Raw genomic sequence first — 19,910 nt, 5'->3', positions numbered from 1 at the left:
ATGTCAGTAAAAGCTTTTGCAGCAAAATTATTTGCAAAAAGAATTCACGCTAAAACCCAAAAATGGGCCAATAATCCTGTTGAAACCCAACAAAAAGTTTTTGAAGAATTAATCAGAGAAGCGGCTCAAACGCAATTTGGAAAAGACCACGATTTTGGTTCGATAAAAAGGCATTCCGATTTTGTTCAAAAAGTTCCTGTTCGCGATTACGAAGGATTAAAACACTATGTTGATAAAGTAGTAAAAGGCGAAGAGAATGTACTTTGGAAAGGAAAACCTTTATATTTTGCTAAAACTTCTGGAACTACTTCTGGAGCTAAATATATTCCGCTTACTAAAGAATCGATGCCGTTTCATATTCAAGCCGCACGAAATGCTATTTTAAGCTACATTCACGAAACAAGAAAAGCAGAATTTGTAAAAGGGAAAATGATTTTCTTGCAAGGAAGTCCCATTTTAGAAGAAAAAAATGGAATAAAATTGGGAAGATTATCCGGAATTGTAGCGCATTTTGTTCCAAAATATTTACAAAAAAACCGAATGCCAAGCTGGGAAACCAATTGCATCGAAGATTGGGAAACCAAAGTCAATGCGATAGTGGAAGAAACCATTAACGAAGATATGTCGGTTATTTCTGGAATTCCGTCTTGGGTACAAATGTATTTTGAGAAATTGAAGGAAAAAACAGGAAAACCGGTTGGCGAAATCTTTAAAAACTTTAATTTATTCATTTACGGTGGCGTGAATTATGAACCCTATCGAGCTAAATTTGAAAATTTAATAGGAAGAAAAGTAGATTCTATAGAATTGTTTCCAGCTTCTGAAGGATTTTTTGCTTACCAAGATTCGCAGAAGGAAAAAGGAATGTTATTGTTATTGAATTCTGGAATTTTTTATGAATTCATAAAAGCAGACGAATTTTTTACCGAAAATCCAAAACGTTATACCATTGGCGAAGTAGAATTAGGTGTAAATTATGTTTTAATAATTTCTACTAACGCCGGACTTTGGGCATACAATATTGGCGATACGATTCAGTTTACGAGTTTAAAGCCATATCGAGTAATCGTTTCGGGAAGAATCAAACATTATATTTCTGCTTTCGGAGAACATGTTATTGGGAAAGAAGTGGAATCTGCTTTAAAAGAAGCAATGGAAGGAACTGATGTTCGAGTAAATGAATTCACAGTCGCGCCACAAATTACACCAACCGAAGGTTTACCATATCACGAATGGTTCATTGAATTTGAAAATGAACCAACCAATTTAGAAGATTTCGCATTAAAAATCGACGCTGCCATGCGCAAGCAAAACGTGTATTACGATGATTTGATTGTTGGGAATGTTTTGCGAACGTTAATAATTACAAGTGTTCCAAAAAATGGTTTCCAAAACTATATGAAATCGATAGGTAAATTAGGTGGACAAAATAAATTACCAAGATTAAGCAACGATAGAAAAATTGCTCAGTTTTTTGAGATAAAAGAATAAAGATGAAAGATATAAGACTGATTTGGATTTTTCTAATTGTGACACAATTTGCGTTTTCACAAATTCGAGGTGTAGTCAAAGATAGTATTTCTGGCGAACCGATTCCGTTTGTGAATATTTGGGTGGAGAACGAAACTATTGGAACTACTTCGGAAACTAATGGCAATTTTTCATTGGATATAAAAGAAGAAAAAGTATTGGTTTTTTCGGCTTTGGGTTATGAAACAAAAAAATCTTCCTCAAAAACGGATTTAATTTTATTGAAACCAAAAGTTTTTGAGCTGAATGAAGTGGTGGTTTCAAATTCAAAGAATAGCAGAACAATAAACATCAATAGTTTTAAAAAAGGAAAGATAAATGTTTATTTTGGCGCAGGAATTCAGCCTACAATAATTGCTAAGAAAATTGAGTTTACAGAACAAATTCAATCTCATCCTTTTTTAAAAGAAATAAATTTTTTATCAAGATGTGATATAGATAACGCAAAAATAATTTTGAGATTTTTTGATGCAGATTCTGAAGGAAAACCAGGTAATGATTTTTTAGATACTAATATAGTTCTTGAAATAAAGAAAGGAAAGAAAAATAATAGGGTAAATTTAGAAAAATATAAAATTAGAATTCCTGAAGAAGGATTATTTATTGCTTTTGAATGGTTGATAATAGAAGAAAACAAATACACTTATACCTACACATTAGAAGAGGAAAAAAACAAAATAGTTTATAAAAACGGAATGAATTATCAACCTCATATAGGAACCACACCTTCTGAAAATCAAACTTCTTGGCATTATACAAAAGGGAAATGGTTAAAAAGAGGAAAATTTAATCAAGACATAAAATCCTCAAAATATCAAGATAAATTTGGCGAATTAGCCATTCAATTAACGCTAACCAACTAATGAAATATCTCATTTTTATTTACTTAATCTCATTTTCCCTTTCCGCACAAATCCGTGGTGTAGTCAAAGATAGTATTTCTGGCGAACCGATTCCGTTTGTGAATATTTGGGTGGAGAATGAAACTGTTGGAACTACTTCGGAAGCGGATGGAAGTTTTTTCTTGGAAGCATCCAAAGAAAAAAACATTGTGATTTCGGTTTTAGGTTATGAAAGGAAAACATTGAAAGGAAGTGAAATTTCTGTTGTTCAATTGAAACCTATGGCTTACGATTTACGAGAAGTAGTGATATTGAATAAAAAACAATCCAAACAAATTGAAATAGGCGATATTAAAAATGCTATTTTTCAATCCTTTGACAACGGACCAAAAATCGAAGCCAAGTTCTTTCCATACCAGTCTTCGTATAGTAAAACAAAGTTTATAAAAGAAGTAACGATTTTCACAGACAGCAGAATTGAAGAAGCCACTATAAAGCTTCACTTTTACAGTGTGGATGAAAACGGTTATCCAGGCGAAGAATTGTTGACAAAAGATTATGTTGTTACTTTGAAAAAAGGTGTAATCAAACATCGGTTTAATATATCGCAATTTGATTTGGTTTTCCCAGAAAAAGGAATGTTTGTGGCGTATGAAAAGTTGTTAATTGAGAGTAATAAAACCGGCACTAAATACCAACCGTATGTGTTATATAACTATGTAGAAAGAGATTTCTTTTATACTTATGCTTACGGAAAATGGAGTAAGCAATCAGGGAATAATTTGGAGAAAATAAGTGTAAATGAACCCTCAATAAACCTAATTTTAACCAATTAAAAATAAAAATCGTACTTTTGCAGGTTAGAAAAACAAAATATTAATGAAAGACATTAAAAACATTTCGCGTTCTAGAGCGCAAGAGTCCTCAGCAGCTATTGAGCGACTGTACATTACCATGAGACATTTATTTAACAGAGGTTTCTATAAACCTATGGGTGTTTCAGGAGAAACTTTAAGAGAAGCTTTATTAGCGCTTCGACCAGAAATTTACGGTTCTATTGCCGAAGAAAAGGTAGAATTAAACGGACTTTTATACGTAATTGAACGTTTACCCATTGGAATTGAAGAATGCCGTTACATCAACTTAACTTCTGATGAAGGCTATTCAAATTCGCACTTTAAAGCGATTGTTCCTCCAAAAAGAAGAAGAAACTGTTACCGTATTGACGACGAACAAATGAATGTGGAAATCACACGCGGACGTTCGGATATTTACGATATTTTAACGCATTTGACCTTTATTTTTATCGAATCACACAAAATTAAAGATAGAGTTTTAATTGATGATGAAGGTTCGGTTTCACGTGATTGGCAAAAACTAGAATTAGCGGTAAAACAAACCAAAAAATTACCTTTAGTTGAACGTGAAAAAGCCATTTCTCACGCTGCTAACGTATTAGGAAGAACTTTTGCTGAAGTACAAGATATTTATGATGATTTCGCTACAGCTGAAGCGCCAGATAGATTCTTACACGTAGTGTATTGGTTAGGAAAATTAGCTATCGAGGAAGTAGTTGACAACAACAAAAGAACCATTACGTTTAGTCCAATTTTAAGAGAAAGATTAGGACATCATATTTATGGTGACATTTGGGCAACCACTATTAAAGAAGTTTTATTAAAAAATAATTTATTAGAACGCCCTATTCATATTATTAGTGCAAATATGCACAGTGTTATGAATTCTATTTTTGCTGAACCTGTTTTAGGAAAAAAATACAAAAACACACCTGAATTTCAAATATTTGAGGATTTAAGTAGTTCGGCAAATAAAGATTTGCGTAAGAAAGTTGAAGATTTTGCGTTACAACAAGGAATGATTTCTTTGCCAGACACTTCAGGAACTAATATTGATGTTCAAATTTTTGATACAGCAAAAATTGATTTAACAAAAACCATTTTTGCTAAGTCAAAACTAGCCAAAGATAAACCAGTTCTAATTGTAATGGATTATGCCTTTGGTGAACAAGCTTTTGAAACGATTGATGAGTTATTAAAACCTTATAAAGTCGAAAAGAAGAACAAAACGTTCTTAAATGTGGAATCAGTTTCTATCATGGGTAAAGCCGGAATTTTGGAAGGTGGAAAAGGAGACATCATGATTCCAACAGCCCACGTAAATGAAGGAACAGCAGATAATTATCCGTTTGAAAATGAGTTAACCAAAGCCATGTTTGATGGGAATGATATTCCGGTTTTTGAAGGACCAATGATTACGGTTTTAGGAACATCGCTTCAAAATAGAGATTTGTTGAAGTTTTTCCACGAATCTACTTGGGAAGCTATCGGATTAGAAATGGAAGGTGCTTATTATCAAAAAGCAATTCAATCGGCTTCAAAAATTAGAAAAAGTATCAATCCAAATGTAAAAGTTAGATACGCTTATTATGCTTCTGATAATCCATTAGAAACAGGAAGTACATTGGCATCAGGAGGATTAGGAACTACTGGAGTAAAACCTACGTATTTAATTACAATAAAAATATTAGAACAAATCTTTAACGTAAAATAATAACGATGAGTACAAATTCTCAAGATCAAGAAATCGATTTAGGACAAATCGGAACAGGAATTAAAAACTTTTTCAATGGGATAGTGAATTCAATTTTCGATTTTATATTTTTTGTAAAAAAGAAAATTGTAATTATTGGAGTTTTGTTTGTTGTTGGAGTTGTTTTAGCATTTTTATTAGACACAAAAATTTACAATCATGAAATTTCAGTAATTCCTAATTTTGGAAGTAATGAGTATTTGTACCAAAAAATAGAACAAATTGACACCAAACTTAGGGAAGAAGATGATTCTTTTTTTAAAGAATTGGGTATAAAAAATCCTAAAGATGTTGTTGGAATTGAAATTGAGGCATATCCTGCTATTTATAATTTTGTTAATAATAAAGAGCAAGGAAATAATTTCGAATTAATCAAATTAATGGCTGAAGATGGTGATATTGATAAAATAATGCAGGGAGAAATAACCAGTAAAAATTATTACCACCATAAAATTTCTATCAAAACTAAAGGAAGGTTAAAAAAAGAAGAGTTTATTACACCAGTTTTAAACTACTTGAATGCCAATCCTTATTTTGAAATTCAGCAAAAAGTATATCAAAAAAATTTAGCAGATAAAATCGCTTTAAATGATTCTTTAGTCAAGCAAATTGATAATTTGATTGTATTATTGTCCTCTAACAACTCTTCAGGAACAATCTCAATATCTGAGAAAAACAGTATTCCTGAATTAGTTGAAAAAAAAGATCGTTTAATCTCTGAAAAGCAATATTTGTTAACTAATGTAAATATTTTTGATAAGATAATTAAAGAAGAAAGTAGTATTATAAACATTAGAGATTATAAGCCTTTGTTGTTAAATAATAAGATTTTATTTCCAGTAATTTTAATTTTAATGTATCTTATATTATATGCATTATTAAATACTTATAAAAATCAAGAAACTAGAATTAAAAGTTAATGAAAAACATATTAGTTACTGGCGGTGCCGGATTTATTGGAGCTAATTTTGTTCCATATTTCATTAAAAATAATCCAGATTATCATTTAGTAAATTTGGATTTACTCACGTATGCAGGAAATTTAGAAAATGTATCAGAAGTGGAAAACCACTCAAGATATACGTTTGTTCAAGGCGATATTTGCGATAGAAATTTTGTTGAAGATTTATTCCAAAAATATCAATTTCATGATGTGATTCATTTTGCAGCTGAAAGTCATGTTGATAATTCGATTTCGGGTCCTGAAGCTTTTATAAAAACCAATGTTTTAGGAACATTTAATTTATTAGATTCTGCAAGAAAACTCTGGATGTCGGCTCCAAATCAATATAATGAAGGATTTAAAAATTCGCGTTTTCACCACGTTTCTACTGATGAGGTTTATGGAACTTTAGGCGAAACGGGTTTGTTTGAAGAAACAACTCCTTACGCACCAAATAGCCCGTATTCCGCTTCAAAAGCAGGTTCAGATATGATTGTAAGAAGTTATTTTCATACGTATGGAATGAACGTTGTAACCACAAATTGTTCTAACAATTACGGACCAAAACAACATAATGAAAAGTTAATTCCAACTATCATTCGTAAAGCTATTTCTGGAGAAAACATTCCTATTTATGGCGATGGTAAAAACGTGCGTGATTGGTTGTATGTTTTAGATCATTGCAAAGGAATTGAATTAGCTTTCAAAACTGGAAAATCTGGAGAAACCTATAATATTGGTGGAAGAAACGAACGTAATAATTTATATATTGTAGATGCCGTTTGTTCGATTTTGAATGAATTACAACCCAAATCTGAAGGGAAATATCAAGATCAAATTACATTTGTAAAAGATAGACCAGGGCACGATTTACGATATGCTATTGATGCAACAAAAATCGAGAATGAATTGGGTTGGAAAGCCGATGAAAATTTCGAATCAGGAATCAAGAAAACCATTGAATGGTATTTACAAAAATATAACAACTAATGAAGGGAATTATATTAGCTGGAGGTTCAGGCACACGTTTGCATCCGTTAACATTAGCGGTGAGTAAACAATTAATGCCAATTTATGATAAACCGATGATTTACTATCCATTATCAACCTTGATGTGGGCAGGAATTAGCGAAATCTTAATTATTTCAACACCGCACGATTTACCTTTATTTAGCCAATTATTAGGCGATGGAAAATCATTAGGATGTAAATTTGAATATGCAGTTCAAGAACATCCAAACGGATTAGCCGAAGCATTTATTATCGGAAAAGAATTCATTGGAAACGATAAAGTAGCTTTAATCCTTGGAGATAATATTTTCTACGGAACAGGTTTGGCCGAATTATTACAAGAAAACAGTAATCCAAACGGAGGAATTGTATACGCATACCATGTTCACGACCCAGAACGTTATGGAGTAGTAGAATTTGATGGCGCTGGAAAAGTTTTATCTATCGAAGAAAAACCAACGCATCCAAAATCAAATTTTGCGGTTCCGGGGATTTATTTTTACGACAATCAAGTAGTTGAAATAGCAGCAAACATTAAACCAAGTCCACGCGGAGAATTAGAAATCACTGATATTAACAAAGCTTATTTGGAACAAGGAAATTTACAAGTTTCTATTTTGGATAGAGGAACTGCTTGGTTAGACACAGGAACTTTTCAATCGTTAATGCAGGCTGGACAATTTGTACAAGTAATTGAAGAGCGTCAAGGATTAAAAATTGGCGCTATTGAAGAAGCGGCTTACAAAATGGGATTCATCAATGCCAATCAATTAAAAAAATTAGCGGAACCGTTATTAAAAAGTGGTTACGGAAAACATTTAATGAGTTTAGTAAGCTAAAATGAAATTTATAGAAACCAAACTTAAAGGATGTTTTATCCTTGAACCTAAAATAATTAAAGATGAACGAGGTTACTTCATGGAAAGTTTTAACGAAAAGACTTTTCAAGAAGGAGTTGGGCAAAAAGTAACTTTTGTGCAAGACAATCAATCGTTTTCAACTAAAGGTGTTTTAAGAGGATTGCATTATCAATGTGGTGCTCATGCACAAGCTAAGTTAGTTCGTGTACTTGATGGAGAAGTTTTAGATGTTGCAGTAGATTTACGTCCAGAATCAGATACATTTGGTCAATATGAGGCGGTTTTGCTTTCGGCAGAAAATCAAACCCAGTTTTTTGTACCAAGAGGTTTTGCTCATGGGTTTTTAGTATTATCAGAAACAGCAACCTTCTTTTATAAATGCGATAATTTTTACAATAAGGAAAGCGAAGGAGGCCTAATGTATAAAGATAATACCGTAAATATCGATTGGAATTTTCCTATTCAAGATTTGATAATTTCTGATAAAGATAAAGTATTACCTAATCTACAAAACGCAAAAAAAGTATGGTAGTATTGGTAACAGGAGCAAATGGACAATTGGGTCAAGCTATTCAATCTATTTCTGGAAAATATCCTGAAATAGATTTTGTGTTTTGTTCATCTTCTGACTTAGATATTACTAATTTAGAAAATTGTCAAACTGTTTTTTATGAGTTTCAACCTCAATTTTGTATCAATGCAGCCGCCTACACAGGAGTAGACAAAGCCGAAAGTGAACCAGCGAAAGCTTTTGATATCAATGCAAATGGTGCAGAAAACTTAGCCATTACTTGCAAAAAATTCAATACCATTTTAATCCATATTTCTACTGATTTTGTTTTTGATGCCTATTTTTCTGAAGGAATCGCCTATTATGATAGAGAACTTAGATTGCCTTTAAAAAGTAATTTAGGCCTTACAGAAACCGATGTGCCTTTTCCAAGTGGTGTTTATGGTTTAACAAAATTACAAGGAGAACAAGCTATTCAAGCTAATTGGGATAAGCATTTTATTATTAGAACTTCTTGGGTATATTCTAAATTTGGAAACAATTTTATGAAAACCATGCTGCGATTAGCTTCGGAACGTGATAGTCTTTCTGTTGTTGCAGACCAAATTGGAACACCAACAAACGCTGTTGATTTAGCTGAGGTTTTGATAGTTATAATGGTTTCAAGTTTCAAGTTTCAGGTTTCAAGTTTTGGAATTTACAATTTCAGTAACGAAGGGCAATGTTCTTGGTATGATTTTGCTAATGAAATATTTCGCCAAAATGGAGTTTCAATAGATTTAAAACCTATTCGAACTTCAGCCTATCCTACGCCAGCCAAAAGGCCAGCGTATAGTGTTTTGGATAAAACAAAAATTAGAAGCACATTTGATATTAAAATTAATGATTGGCAAACTAGTTTAAGTGCATGTTTAAAACAATTGTAAATTCATGAAAAAAACAATTTTACTTTTTTGCTTTTCTTTCTTTTTTTCTTTCTCTCAAGAAAAAGCATCAACTTATTTTGATGTGCAACTTTTTAGAGGAAATGTTTACAAACACACCAACGATATTGGTCATTTAATCACAGGTCATCCCGATGGATTTTTACTGAGTTACAATTGGAAAACCTTTGGGAAAAAAGAATGGCAACAAGTCTACAATTATCCCGATTATGGTATTTCATATCATTATTTAGACTTCAAAAACCAATATTTAGGGGTTAATCATGCTGTTGGAGTGCATTATAATTTTTATTTTTTCAAGCGTCAATTGATGTTTCGAATTTCGCAAGGAATTGGTATGACTTCGTCTCCTTATGATAAAGAAACCAACAACAAAAACAATGCTTTCGGAACTAAATTCATGGACAATAACTACTTTTTATTACAATATAAGAAGGAAAACATCATTGATAAAATAGGCTTACAAGCAGGATTTATGCTGACTCATTTTTCTAACGGAAGATTCAAAGCGCCAAACAGCGGAATTAACACGATAGCTTTTAATGTAGGATTGAATTATAATTTTAATGATAAACAAGAATTTATAGTTGATTCGTTGCCGTCAAAAGACACTTACAAAGAAAGAATAAAGTACAATATTGCTTTTAGAACAGGCATTTCAGAAGGACCGGTACCACATTTAGGGCAGCGCCAATTTTATCACATTGGTTTATATGCCGACAAACGAATTGGAAGAAAAAGCGCTTTACAATTAGGAACAGATGTTTTTTTCTCGCGCTATTTACAAGATTATATAAAATTTGTATCGGTGGCTTTTCCTGAAGACCATGAATCTTATGCCGATTCAGACACCGATTACAAACGAATCGGATTGTTTGTTGGACACGAGTTGTTTATTAATAAGTTATCCATTGAAGCACAGGTTGGTTATTATGTTTATAAGCCCCTTGATTATGAAATTGATCTGTACCAAAGAATAGGCATAAAATATTATCTTTATAAAAATATTTTTACTGGTGTAGGTTTAAAAACGCACGGCGGAAGAGCCGAAGCTATTGAAGCTACTATTGGTGTACGATTATAATATGAAAAAATTTGTTTTACATATCGTTTCTATATGTTGCCTAATTTTGGTAACCAGTTGTGGTATTTCTGAAGATTGTTTCAAAGGAAATGGTAATCCAATTACCCAAACGTTTCCATTAGAAAATTTCACTAAAATTAAAGTTTACGACGGCGTAGGTTTAGTGGTAAAAGATGGTCCAATTTATGAAGTTAAAGTAGTAACATCAGATAATATTATTGATGATATAGATGTGAAATTAAATGGTGATATGCTTGTTGTTAAAGACAATTCAACTTGTAATATTGCCCGTGATTATGGACAAACCACGGTTTATGTAACCGCACCAAATTTAACAGAAATTCATTCTAAAACTGATCAAGAAATAAGAAGTGATGGAGTTTTAAATTATTCTGATTTAAAATTGTTTTCAATTGATATTAGCGATGGTGCTGGAACTGGCGACTTTAGATTGGCATTAAATAGCACTAATTTTTATGTGGAAAGCAATAACGTTTCCAATTTTTATTTAACCGGACAAACAGAAAATTTACATGTTTTTTTCTCTTGGGGAAATGGAATTTTTTATGGAGAAAATTTAGTTGCTAATACCATTACATTTTATCACAGAGGTTCAAATGATGTGATATTGTTTCCTATTAATTCAATTTCAGGAGATATTTACAGTACAGGAAATGTAGTTTTGAAAAATAATCCAAATTTACCACCAACTGTTATTCAACATTTTAGAGGTAGATTAATAATGAACTAAAAATATAGTCTTATTGATATACTATTTTTTTTCAATAATTGAATTGACTTTTGCTTCAAAATTTTCTAGAATAGTGTTTTCAGAAAAATTATCGAGAACAAAATGTTTTGCTTTTTCTCCAACTTGTGAAGCAATATTTTTTTCTTTTTTTATTTCTAGAAGATAATCAACAACTTGTTTTGTATTGTTTTCTGAGAAAAAGCCACTAAGATTATTTTCTTTAAAAATTTTTGCTACTTCAGAGTCTTTGTTTCCTGTTATAATTGAAGGTTTTCCACTGGCCATCATTCCAAGAATTTTTGATGGCATTACGGTATCTTGAACATCTGTTTTTTGAAATAAAAAATGAACATTGGCACTACACAAAAGATTATTTAATTCATTGTAAGGTACAGGCTCATAAAACTTGATAAAAGAAAATGCTGCCAATTTAGTTTTTAATTTTTGCATATAAGCACCATCACCAACAATAACGATTTCTAAATCATTATCAGCATTTATTTCTTTACAAAAATTCTCAAAAAAAAGCCAATCTTGTTTTTCTCCTACATTTCCTGAATAAAGCAATGTAAATTTATCTGGATTAATGTAGTTGTGTTGTTTTGCAATAGTTGGATTTATATTGTTGACAGAAACCCAATTTGGAAAATAAAAAATAGATTTAAATTTAGTTTTTCCAATCGCTTTTTCCATCATATTATAACTGATGCTGCTAATTATAGTTGCTTTATTAAATAAAAATGTTTCAAAGTTCAAGACCATCATTTTGATTAGATTTCCAAAAAAATTCGTGTTTAATAATCCAGACTGGAATGCTAAATCAAATTCGAAATCTTGAACATGAATCCATAATTTTGCATTTTTCTTTTTGGCTAATATATAGGCTGGAAGAATAGAAAGTGTTAAAGGAACAAGGCAAATAACTAAATCCGTCTCTTTAATTTTTTTGGTGTTTTGAAAACTACCCCAAGTTAAACTTAGCATTAATTTAATTCTACCCAAAAAAGTAACTTTTTTAGGCACAAATTGTTTGTATCTAAATACAGTTATACCATCGATTATTTCGGTAAAATAAGTATTTTTGTCTTTATAGGTTTCTGCAATTTTCCATTTAGGATAATATGGAAAACCTGTTATTACTGAAACATCATAACCTTTGTTTGATAAAAAAGTTGCAAATTGAGAAGTATATAACCCTATTGCGGTGTCTTCTGGAGCATAATTTCCAGTAAAAATTGTAATAGTTTTTTTCGTATTCAACTTTTTTTTACAAAAATATAATTTATTAAACAATTAGGTAAAAAAACATAAAATAAAATGAAGATTTATTTAGACAATATTATTTTTTCTAAAGTAAAAAACGGAGGCGTTTCTAATTATTGGTATGAATTAATTGAATATTTAGAAAAACAAAACCAAGATGAGTTAACTTATTTTGAAAGTATTGATGCCAAAGAAAATTTTCATAGAAAAAAACTCAATTTATCTTCACAAAGCATAAAAGAAGTAAAATCAGACTCCATTCATAGATTTATGCCGATATCTTATACTTCAGATGAGAAATTAATTTTTCATTCAAGTTATTATAGAGGTTTGAAAGGATGTAAAAATAAAATTGAAGTAACTACTGTTTATGACTTCATTCATAGTTATTATTCGAGTTTTCCTAAAAAGCAACTTCATAATTTTTTGAAGTTTAACGCTATAAAAAGATCAAATGGAATTATTTGTATTTCTCACAATACCTACAATGATTTAAATAAATTTTACGCATTAAAAAAAAATCAAAAGGCTACGGTAATTCATGTTGGGGTTAGTGATGACTATTTTCCAATTAAAGAGTATACATTAAAAGAGCAACAGTTTATTACAGATAAAAAGTTAACAGATGATTTTATATTGTTTGTAGGCGGTAGAACAGGATATAAAAATTTTGATTTTGTAGTTTCGGTTTTAAACGATAATCCTCAATTAAAACTTGTAATTGTTGGAGGTGGCGAAATTACGGAAGAAGAAAAGAAATTATTTTCAGATGATGCTTTAAAAAGGTTTACTCATTTAAGATCAGCAGAAAATTTTGAATTAAATGTGTTATTTAACTTAGCAAGAGCACTTGTTTATCCATCAAGTTATGAAGGTTTTGGAATTCCTGTAGTAGAGGCTATGCGTGCAGGTTGCCCGGTAATTGGCTTAAACAATGCAACTATCAGAGAGGTTGCAGAAAATTCAGCTGTTTTGTTGGATACGTTATCTGTTTCTGAGTTTAACGCAAAATTTTCTAATTTAAATCATTCAGATTTTAGAAGCTCTGCTATTGAAATTGGTTTAGAAGCCTCTAAAAATTATAGTTGGGAAAAATGTAGTAGAGAAACTAGAGAGTTTTATGATTCTTTGGACCTATAGTTTTTAAAATACATTAAAACAATTAAGTTAAAATAAAAAGAACCAAATGCTCTGTAAAAAAAGTCTTCGGTTAATGAAACAACTATAATGTTAATAAAAAAGAAATAAAACAAGAATAAATTCACTCTTAAAGCAATTTTAAGAACATGTGTTAAGTAAAGCAAAAACCCCAATAATCCCAATATACCACTAGAAATTAAAATATAAAAAAAGTAGTTATGACTTAAATATTGATGGTCTAAGTAAAATGAGGAATTATAGTTAGATTTTAAGCAGTATTCTATTTCATTTTTTATATTTTCAAAACCAACTCCAAACCAAAAATTATCTTTAGCTAAACTATAATCACAATTATACAAAGCCACTCTAATGTTTGTTGAATCATATGACAAATCTTTTGGAGCATTAGTTAAACTAATCTTTAACTCATGAAAACGTTCGTATAATCCAGGTGTGTTTTTAATTAAGAATAACGAAATAAATAAAAAAGAAGTGTAAAATAAGATTTTTTGATAGAATAAACCTTTAAGATTTATTAATGGAAAAATTAAAAGAAATAAAAACAAGAATATTAAATTAATTTTAGCAACTAATAAAAAGATAATAAGGGTAAAAAAAACAATGTACAAAAGTTCAGACCACTTTTTATATCGAAACAAGTTTATCAATGAAAAAGCTAGACAAAACAATACGATACTTGTAAAATAAGTTGGATGAATCTTTAAAAAACTTATTTCTTCATATGCAAATTGTCTAAATTTTGAAACTCTATGGGCAACTATAAAAAAATCAGAAACAGAATAATTATAAAAAAAAGCAATTATATAAGTAAAAATTATAAAAAGGCAACTATTTTTTAGGATAGTAATATATTGTTTTATTTTTTCGTCGGTAAAATTTGATTTTGGTATAAAATAAAAAAGAACAGGGAAAAGTAAAAAAAACAAAACGTTTTTGATAGGTTTTAAAGTTTCAAAATTTTTAAAGTAAAACACAGAAGAAATAAAAACAATCCAAAATGGAATAGTCAAGAGAAAAACATCTTTATTTATAGCAATTTTTATTTTATTTTGAACCAAATAAAAAATAGTGTTAATTGATAATATTATAATTAAAAAAGTTAGTAAACTCTCTTTAAAAATTGGAAATAAGAAAAATAATGGAAGTATATATTGAAAGTTTTTTTCAGAATCAAAAATATTAAATTTCATAGTAATACAATAAAAAACCAAATATATAGTTTTAAAGTTGAAAAGTTAAAAAGTGTAATAGAAAAAATTTTTTTTGCAAACAAAAATCTATACATTTGCTACGTAAAATTTAAATCAAAAATGAAGAAAACAATTATAATGTTAATTAGTGTGATAGCACTAGTTTCTTGTGGTAAAGACAAAAAAGAGGTTAAAGACAACACTGTAGTTCAAGTTGTTGACAAATATTCATTAGAAATAGACGCCATTTATGAAAAGAATGATAGTATAAATGTTTTCTACAAAATGGATGGTTATTTTCAATATGAAAAACCTATTAGCGCTACAATCAAAGGTTCTCAAATGCCTCAAAAAGTAAAAGTTCAAATTCCTGAAGGAATTGCAATTGAAAACATCAAAATTGAAGTAAGTACTAATAAAGAGCAAGAAGGGTTAACAGTACAAAATATTTCAATATTAAATAATGACAAGGTTGTTATTGATGGTTCAAATGGTAAACATTCTGAATATTTCTTAACAGATGAATCATTTACTTGGGATTTAGAAAAATCTAGATTTAAGTTGAATCATTCAAATAAATATCCACCTGGATTATTAGGTAATGAACTAACAGAGTCATTATTAACAAAATAAATAGCTTCTAACTTATAAATGACATTTTATTAAAAATAAGATGTCATTTTTTTATTTTAAAAAAAATGAAAGGTTTATTAAAAAAAGCAAAAAGCAAAATTACCAGTTTTTTTAATGATGAAGCTGAATTGCTAGCAACAGGTCGATTATTATCAAATCAACAATATAATTTAGAGTTTAAAAACATAAAGGATTATGAATTTAAAATTTTCAGTCAATTTGGAGATGATGGAATAATTCAATATTTGATTAAAAATTTAGATATAAAGAATAAAACCTTTATAGAGTTTGGTGTTGAAGATTATATGGAATCTAACACTAGATTTTTAATGATGAACGATAACTGGTCTGGATTTATAATAGATGGCTCTAAAGACAGTATAAACAGCATTAAGAACAGAAAATGGTATTGGAAGTATGATTTATGTTGTTTAGATGAGTTTATAACCAAGGAAAATATAAATGAGCTTTTACATAAATCTGGATTCAGAGATATGGGATTGTTACATATTGATATTGATGGTGTAGATTATCATGTTTTTGAAGCTTTAGATTTATCAGTATTGAATCCATCAATTATTATTTTAGAATATAACAGTGTTTTTGGTTCAGAAAGAGCAATAACAGTTCCGTATGACAAAAGCTTTATTAGAAATAACAAACATTTTAGTAACTTGTATTTTGGAGCTTCACTAAAAGCCTTAACATTACTAGCAAATAAAAAAGGTTATAGTTTAATTGAAAGTAACTCCGCGGGTAATAATGCTTTTTTTGTTAGGAATGACTTATTAACCAGTAAAATAGTTGCAAAAGAAGTTTGTGATGTTTATGTTCAAAGTAAGTTTAGAGAATCAAGAAATATAAACGGAAAATTAAACTTTTATAACTTTGAAGATAGGGTTAAAGCAATAAAAGGGCAAAAAGTAATTAATACAATTAATTCTTGCTTGGAAGACTTTTAAACCGTTTAATTTCAAAAAACATTATCCATATAAAAAAATAAAATTCAGGAGGGAAGTAGTGACCGTCTCTAATCAATTTTAGGATTAGGTAGATAACTATACCTTGTGAAAACAATAAATGATTTGAGGTAAATACATACTTCATATAGTAGATACCAAAAATTATTATTACAATTCCAAATATTCCTAACTCTGATGCCATTCTTGTAAATAAAGAATTGGCATCTGGTGCGTTAGATTTATCTAAATCTTGATCAATTAAGTATTGAGGAGCTCTCATACTTTTACTATATGTTACATTATACATGTAAAAGTGACTTCCAATTCCGCTTCCTAAAGGATGATCGGAAATGTTTTTATTTAGTACATATAAATTACTAATTAAAGCATATGAACTCCAATTGGTTTCTTCTTTAAATTTACCTGATTTTATAGATTTTAGAGATTCATAGGTGTCATCTACTCGTAATTTAAAAGGTTCAAAATTATTATAAGTTTGTACAAATAAAAAGAAAAACACAGGAAGCAATGCTAAAAAGACTAAAAATTTTTTCAAATTAAGATAAGGCAACACAAACATAAGACTACAGCCAATAATGCCTAAACTTGAAGTAGATATTAAAATAGAAATAAAGGTTATGAAAAATTTTAAATAGTTTTTGTTTTTTAAAAAGTAATAACAAGCAGGAATAATAACTACTACATAATGAGCAGGTTCTTTTAAAATACTCATTAACCTTGGATCACCATCAAAATGAGAAAAAGGATTATAGCCAATAAAAAACAATACATAACCAATAATAACAACAACAAAAGCGAATTTAAGGTAGGTTTTAATAACAGTATCTAAATCTAATATTTTTATTAAATTATAAAAATAGATACCCACTACGGCAATACCTAATAGTTGAGATATAAAATAGTTAAAAGGGATTTGAATAAAAGTATAACTTAAAATGGCATGCAATAAAATTAAAAACAACAAATAAATAAAATATTTGTTTACCTTAATTGAATTATGAGATAGAATAACAAAATAATTAATGAAAATTATAAAATATAATAGCTTCCAATCAATTATAAAATGAAAAAAAAACGCCTCACTAAATATAGCAAAAACAGAAGAATAAAGCAGGTATTTTTTTAGGTTGAGTTTCATTAATTATTTGTAAAACCAAAGTTACTTTTTTGTAAAATTTTATTCTTTAATATAAAGAAAACCATCACCTAATTCTTCTCCTCTGAGCCTGATATTACTGTCAATATACCACGAACAAGGAAATTTATCGAAACATTGAGAATGTGTAGGATTAGGTTCAAATATATTAATTATATTTTTTTCTGAATTAAATTTTTTTGTGTTGTATTTTATATTTCTTTTTTCTTTAATTGTTGTGATGTCTGTTGGGAGATAATAATATTCAGAGATGTTTTTTATAAGATAATCTTGCTTAAACAAAGTAATCGCTTTTTGATAAATTAGAAATATAGTATAAGTCGATAATACTATAATTAGGTATTTTTTATTAAAAATTTTTAATTTATCAAAATTTATTAAAGCTATTGGCGATAAAGCTAAAAAAAGTATAACAGAAAAAGAAAATCGAATATCTGGTGCTGTAAAAAACCATAATAACATGATTATTAAGGCTACTCCAATTGGTATTAATTTTTCTTTTTCATTCTTTTTAAATAAGGAATATATTAAAAACACAAAAGGTGAGATTACAGCTAAAATCAGTAGTTTTTTATTGATTAATAATAATTTTTCCCACCAAATTTTGAACCATTCAGAAAAATTCATAGCTAACACCTCTTTACTATCTTTAAAAGGAATTCTAGCCCATGAATAAATCCAATCTTTAGTTAGTTTAACATTTTCGAGAGGTACTTTCCAATCAAAGTTAAATATGTCAATAGATGCTACTGGAAAAAGAAGATATCCACTAAGAAAAACATTTCTAACAATCCATGGTAAAATGAATAAAATTGCCAAAAACACAAACTTTTTAATATTCTTAAGAAAGGTATTTTCGTTATTTGTAAAAATTACAATTAGACTTAAAATGATTATAGGAAGAGTTGATAATTTCAGTGTTAAACAAAACATTGGTAAGACCAAAAAAACAAGCCATTTTCTTTTTATAAATTCTCTAAAAAGCAGAATGTTTATTAGTAAATAACTGATAAAAATATTAGGTAATAAATCAGTTCCCGGCGAAGAAATATCTAAAAAATATTGATTTGTAAAATAATAAATGAAGAGTAGTAAAAGTAAACTTTTGATATTATTAATTTCAATAGCATTTTTTAAAACCCAAATAAAGAATAATAAGAAAGAAAGAGAGTTTATAATAAATAAATATTGTTCGTAAATAAAATTAAAAGAGAATCCTGCACTCAATACGAAAACCGAAGAATTAAATCCAAAACGGTCATGTAAATTTGCTAGTCCAGGTACAATCTTGTAGTTTTCGTTCCATTGAATTGCATTTATATGATATAAATATGTATCATATAATTGAGGTGTAACAACTGAAAACAACAAAGTGATTAATAGAATTAAAATAGTTGTTATTATTAAAATGGACCTATTATTAATTAATTTGTTTTTTATACTACTAAAATAAATATTATATATTTTTCTTTCTTTATAAAGAATTAATAAAGATATAAGAAGTAGTAATATCAGTGAATAATGATTTGTTGGAAAGAATAATGACCAAAAATTTAAAATTGTTCCAACAAAACTCAAACCAATAAAAAATGAATCAAAAATCGAGTATTTTTCAGGTTTATCGAAAAAATTAATAAAGGTTTTTCCTAAAATTGTGAAAATAAAAGAAGTAATAAGAAAACAAATTAAGGTTGCATACATAATTTATTTCATTTTAAATAATCCATATTTTAAGATACAATATATGGCTCTAAAACCATCTTTCCAGCCAATTTTCTTTCCTTCCTCATACGTTCGTCCATAGTATGAGATTCCCACTTCATAAATTCGAATTTTTGGAATTCTTGAAATTTTAGCGGTTACTTCTGGTTCAAACCCAAAGCGTTTTTCTTGTAATGGTATCGATTGTATAATTTTGGTATCAAACATTTTATAACAGGTTTCCATATCTGTTAAATTTAGATTGGTAAACATATTAGATAAAAAAGTAAGAAATTTATTTCCTAGCGTGTGCCAAAAAAACAAAATTCTATGCGGGTTCCCTCCCATAAACCTACTCCCATAAACCACATCGGCAAAACCATCTAAAACAGGTTTTAGTAATAAATTATACTCTTCAGGATCATATTCTAAATCAGCATCCTGAATAATAAGATATTCACCTGTAGCTTTTTGAATACCGGTGTGTAAAGCAGCTCCTTTTCCTTTATTAACTTCGTGTTTAAAATATTGTATGTTTAAACTTGGGTTTTGAGCCATGTAGTTTTTTATAGCTTCTTCGGTATTGTCTTTAGAGCAATCGTTTACAATTATAATCTCTTTTTCAATTGCATTTAATAAAGATACGTGTTGTAATTTATCTAAAATAAAATGAATGGTTGGTCCTTCGTTATAAGCAGGAATTACTATAGACAGTTTGTTGAATAAATTTTCCATCA

The 19,910-nt window shown here is 28.9% G+C and carries 19 protein-coding genes; 14 read left to right on the top strand and 5 right to left on the bottom strand.

Annotated elements, in window-relative coordinates; translation table 11 throughout:
• From C8D80_RS07805 to C8D80_RS07755, 11 genes are read left to right on the top strand one after another with little or no spacing between them, the layout of a single operon-like run.
• Positions 1-1,491 carry a GH3 auxin-responsive promoter family protein gene (locus C8D80_RS07805; RefSeq protein ID WP_133609074.1) on the top strand — a complete coding sequence of 497 codons (1,491 nt, stop codon included), beginning with the start codon at positions 1-3 and terminating at the stop codon, positions 1,489-1,491.
• A gap of 2 nt (positions 1,492-1,493) precedes the next feature.
• Positions 1,494-2,393 (top strand): carboxypeptidase-like regulatory domain-containing protein, encoded by a 900-nt coding sequence (locus tag C8D80_RS07800; protein WP_133609072.1) that lies wholly within the window; start codon positions 1,494-1,496, stop codon positions 2,391-2,393.
• Positions 2,393-3,208: a carboxypeptidase-like regulatory domain-containing protein gene (locus C8D80_RS07795; RefSeq protein ID WP_133609070.1), complete on the top strand. Its 816-nt coding sequence runs from the start codon at positions 2,393-2,395 to the stop codon at positions 3,206-3,208. The genes C8D80_RS07800 and C8D80_RS07795 overlap by 1 nt, the downstream gene beginning before the upstream one ends.
• Positions 3,209-3,251: 43 nt before the next feature.
• Positions 3,252-4,943 carry a DUF6909 family protein gene (locus tag C8D80_RS07790; RefSeq protein ID WP_133609068.1) on the top strand — a complete coding sequence of 564 codons (1,692 nt, stop codon included), beginning with the start codon at positions 3,252-3,254 and terminating at the stop codon, positions 4,941-4,943.
• 5 nt (positions 4,944-4,948) lie between these two features.
• A complete protein-coding gene (locus tag C8D80_RS07785) occupies positions 4,949-5,902 on the top strand; it encodes a hypothetical protein (protein ID WP_133609066.1) in 954 nt (317 codons plus the stop codon).
• Positions 5,902-6,915, top strand: a complete 1,014-nt coding sequence (rfbB, locus tag C8D80_RS07780) for a dTDP-glucose 4,6-dehydratase (protein ID WP_133609064.1) — start codon at positions 5,902-5,904, stop codon at positions 6,913-6,915. Before C8D80_RS07785 ends, rfbB begins: the two co-directional genes overlap by 1 nt.
• The gene (rfbA, locus tag C8D80_RS07775) at positions 6,915-7,775 is read left to right on the top strand and encodes a glucose-1-phosphate thymidylyltransferase RfbA (protein WP_133609062.1); all 861 of its coding nucleotides are present in this window, start codon (positions 6,915-6,917) and stop codon (positions 7,773-7,775) included. Before rfbB ends, rfbA begins: the two co-directional genes overlap by 1 nt.
• 1 nt (position 7,776) lies before the next feature.
• Complete coding sequence (gene rfbC, locus C8D80_RS07770; RefSeq protein ID WP_133609060.1) at positions 7,777-8,328, top strand: dTDP-4-dehydrorhamnose 3,5-epimerase; 552 nt, start codon at positions 7,777-7,779, stop codon at positions 8,326-8,328.
• Positions 8,322-9,233, top strand: a complete 912-nt coding sequence (rfbD, locus tag C8D80_RS07765) for a dTDP-4-dehydrorhamnose reductase (protein ID WP_133609058.1) — start codon at positions 8,322-8,324, stop codon at positions 9,231-9,233. The genes rfbC and rfbD overlap by 7 nt, the downstream gene beginning before the upstream one ends.
• 4 nt (positions 9,234-9,237) lie before the next feature.
• Positions 9,238-10,335, top strand: coding sequence for an acyloxyacyl hydrolase (locus tag C8D80_RS07760; RefSeq protein WP_133609056.1), 1,098 nt, complete (start codon positions 9,238-9,240; stop codon positions 10,333-10,335).
• A 1-nt stretch (position 10,336) separates the two neighbouring features.
• The gene (locus C8D80_RS07755; RefSeq protein WP_133609054.1) at positions 10,337-11,086 is read left to right on the top strand and encodes a head GIN domain-containing protein; all 750 of its coding nucleotides are present in this window, start codon (positions 10,337-10,339) and stop codon (positions 11,084-11,086) included.
• 21 nt (positions 11,087-11,107) lie between these two features.
• Here the strand turns inward: C8D80_RS07755 and C8D80_RS07750 are convergent, their stop codons facing one another.
• The gene (locus C8D80_RS07750; RefSeq protein WP_158633796.1) at positions 11,108-12,346 is read right to left on the bottom strand and encodes a WcaI family glycosyltransferase; all 1,239 of its coding nucleotides are present in this window, start codon (positions 12,344-12,346) and stop codon (positions 11,108-11,110) included.
• Positions 12,347-12,403: 57 nt separating this feature from the next.
• On the opposite strand from C8D80_RS07750, the gene C8D80_RS07745 reads away from it, so the two are divergent.
• Positions 12,404-13,489, top strand: a complete 1,086-nt coding sequence (locus C8D80_RS07745; RefSeq protein WP_133609049.1) for a glycosyltransferase family 4 protein — start codon at positions 12,404-12,406, stop codon at positions 13,487-13,489.
• Here C8D80_RS07745 and C8D80_RS07740 read toward each other — a convergent pair.
• Positions 13,468-14,700 (bottom strand): O-antigen ligase family protein, encoded by a 1,233-nt coding sequence (locus C8D80_RS07740; RefSeq protein WP_133609047.1) that lies wholly within the window; start codon positions 14,698-14,700, stop codon positions 13,468-13,470. The two genes, C8D80_RS07745 and C8D80_RS07740, sit on opposite strands and share 22 nt — an antisense overlap.
• A 120-nt stretch (positions 14,701-14,820) precedes the next feature.
• Here C8D80_RS07740 and C8D80_RS07735 point away from each other — a divergent pair, with 120 nt between their 5' ends.
• Together C8D80_RS07735 and C8D80_RS07730 are read left to right on the top strand one after the other, a co-directional pair.
• Entirely contained in the window at positions 14,821-15,333 is a 513-nt protein-coding gene (locus C8D80_RS07735; protein ID WP_133609045.1) for a hypothetical protein, read from the top strand.
• Between the two features lie 65 nt (positions 15,334-15,398).
• Entirely contained in the window at positions 15,399-16,295 is an 897-nt protein-coding gene (locus C8D80_RS07730; RefSeq protein ID WP_133609043.1) for a hypothetical protein, read from the top strand.
• Here the strand turns inward: C8D80_RS07730 and C8D80_RS07725 are convergent.
• The 3 genes from C8D80_RS07725 to C8D80_RS07715 are packed head-to-tail and all read right to left on the bottom strand — an operon-like array spanning position 16,270 to position 19,908.
• Complete coding sequence (locus tag C8D80_RS07725) at positions 16,270-17,454, bottom strand: O-antigen ligase family protein (protein ID WP_133609041.1); 1,185 nt, start codon at positions 17,452-17,454, stop codon at positions 16,270-16,272. The two genes, C8D80_RS07730 and C8D80_RS07725, sit on opposite strands and share 26 nt — an antisense overlap.
• A gap of 39 nt (positions 17,455-17,493) precedes the next feature.
• Entirely contained in the window at positions 17,494-19,173 is a 1,680-nt protein-coding gene (locus C8D80_RS07720) for an LIC_10190 family membrane protein (RefSeq protein WP_133609039.1), read from the bottom strand.
• A gap of 3 nt (positions 19,174-19,176) precedes the next feature.
• Complete coding sequence (locus C8D80_RS07715; RefSeq protein WP_133609037.1) at positions 19,177-19,908, bottom strand: glycosyltransferase family 2 protein; 732 nt, start codon at positions 19,906-19,908, stop codon at positions 19,177-19,179.
• Positions 19,909-19,910 lie beyond the last annotated feature (2 nt).

The organism is Flavobacterium cheniae, from assembly GCF_004363695.1.
Classification (GTDB): domain Bacteria; phylum Bacteroidota; class Bacteroidia; order Flavobacteriales; family Flavobacteriaceae; genus Flavobacterium; species Flavobacterium cheniae.
Note: the sequence above shows the minus strand (reverse complement) of the source record. Positions and strands in the feature narration are given on the sequence as shown.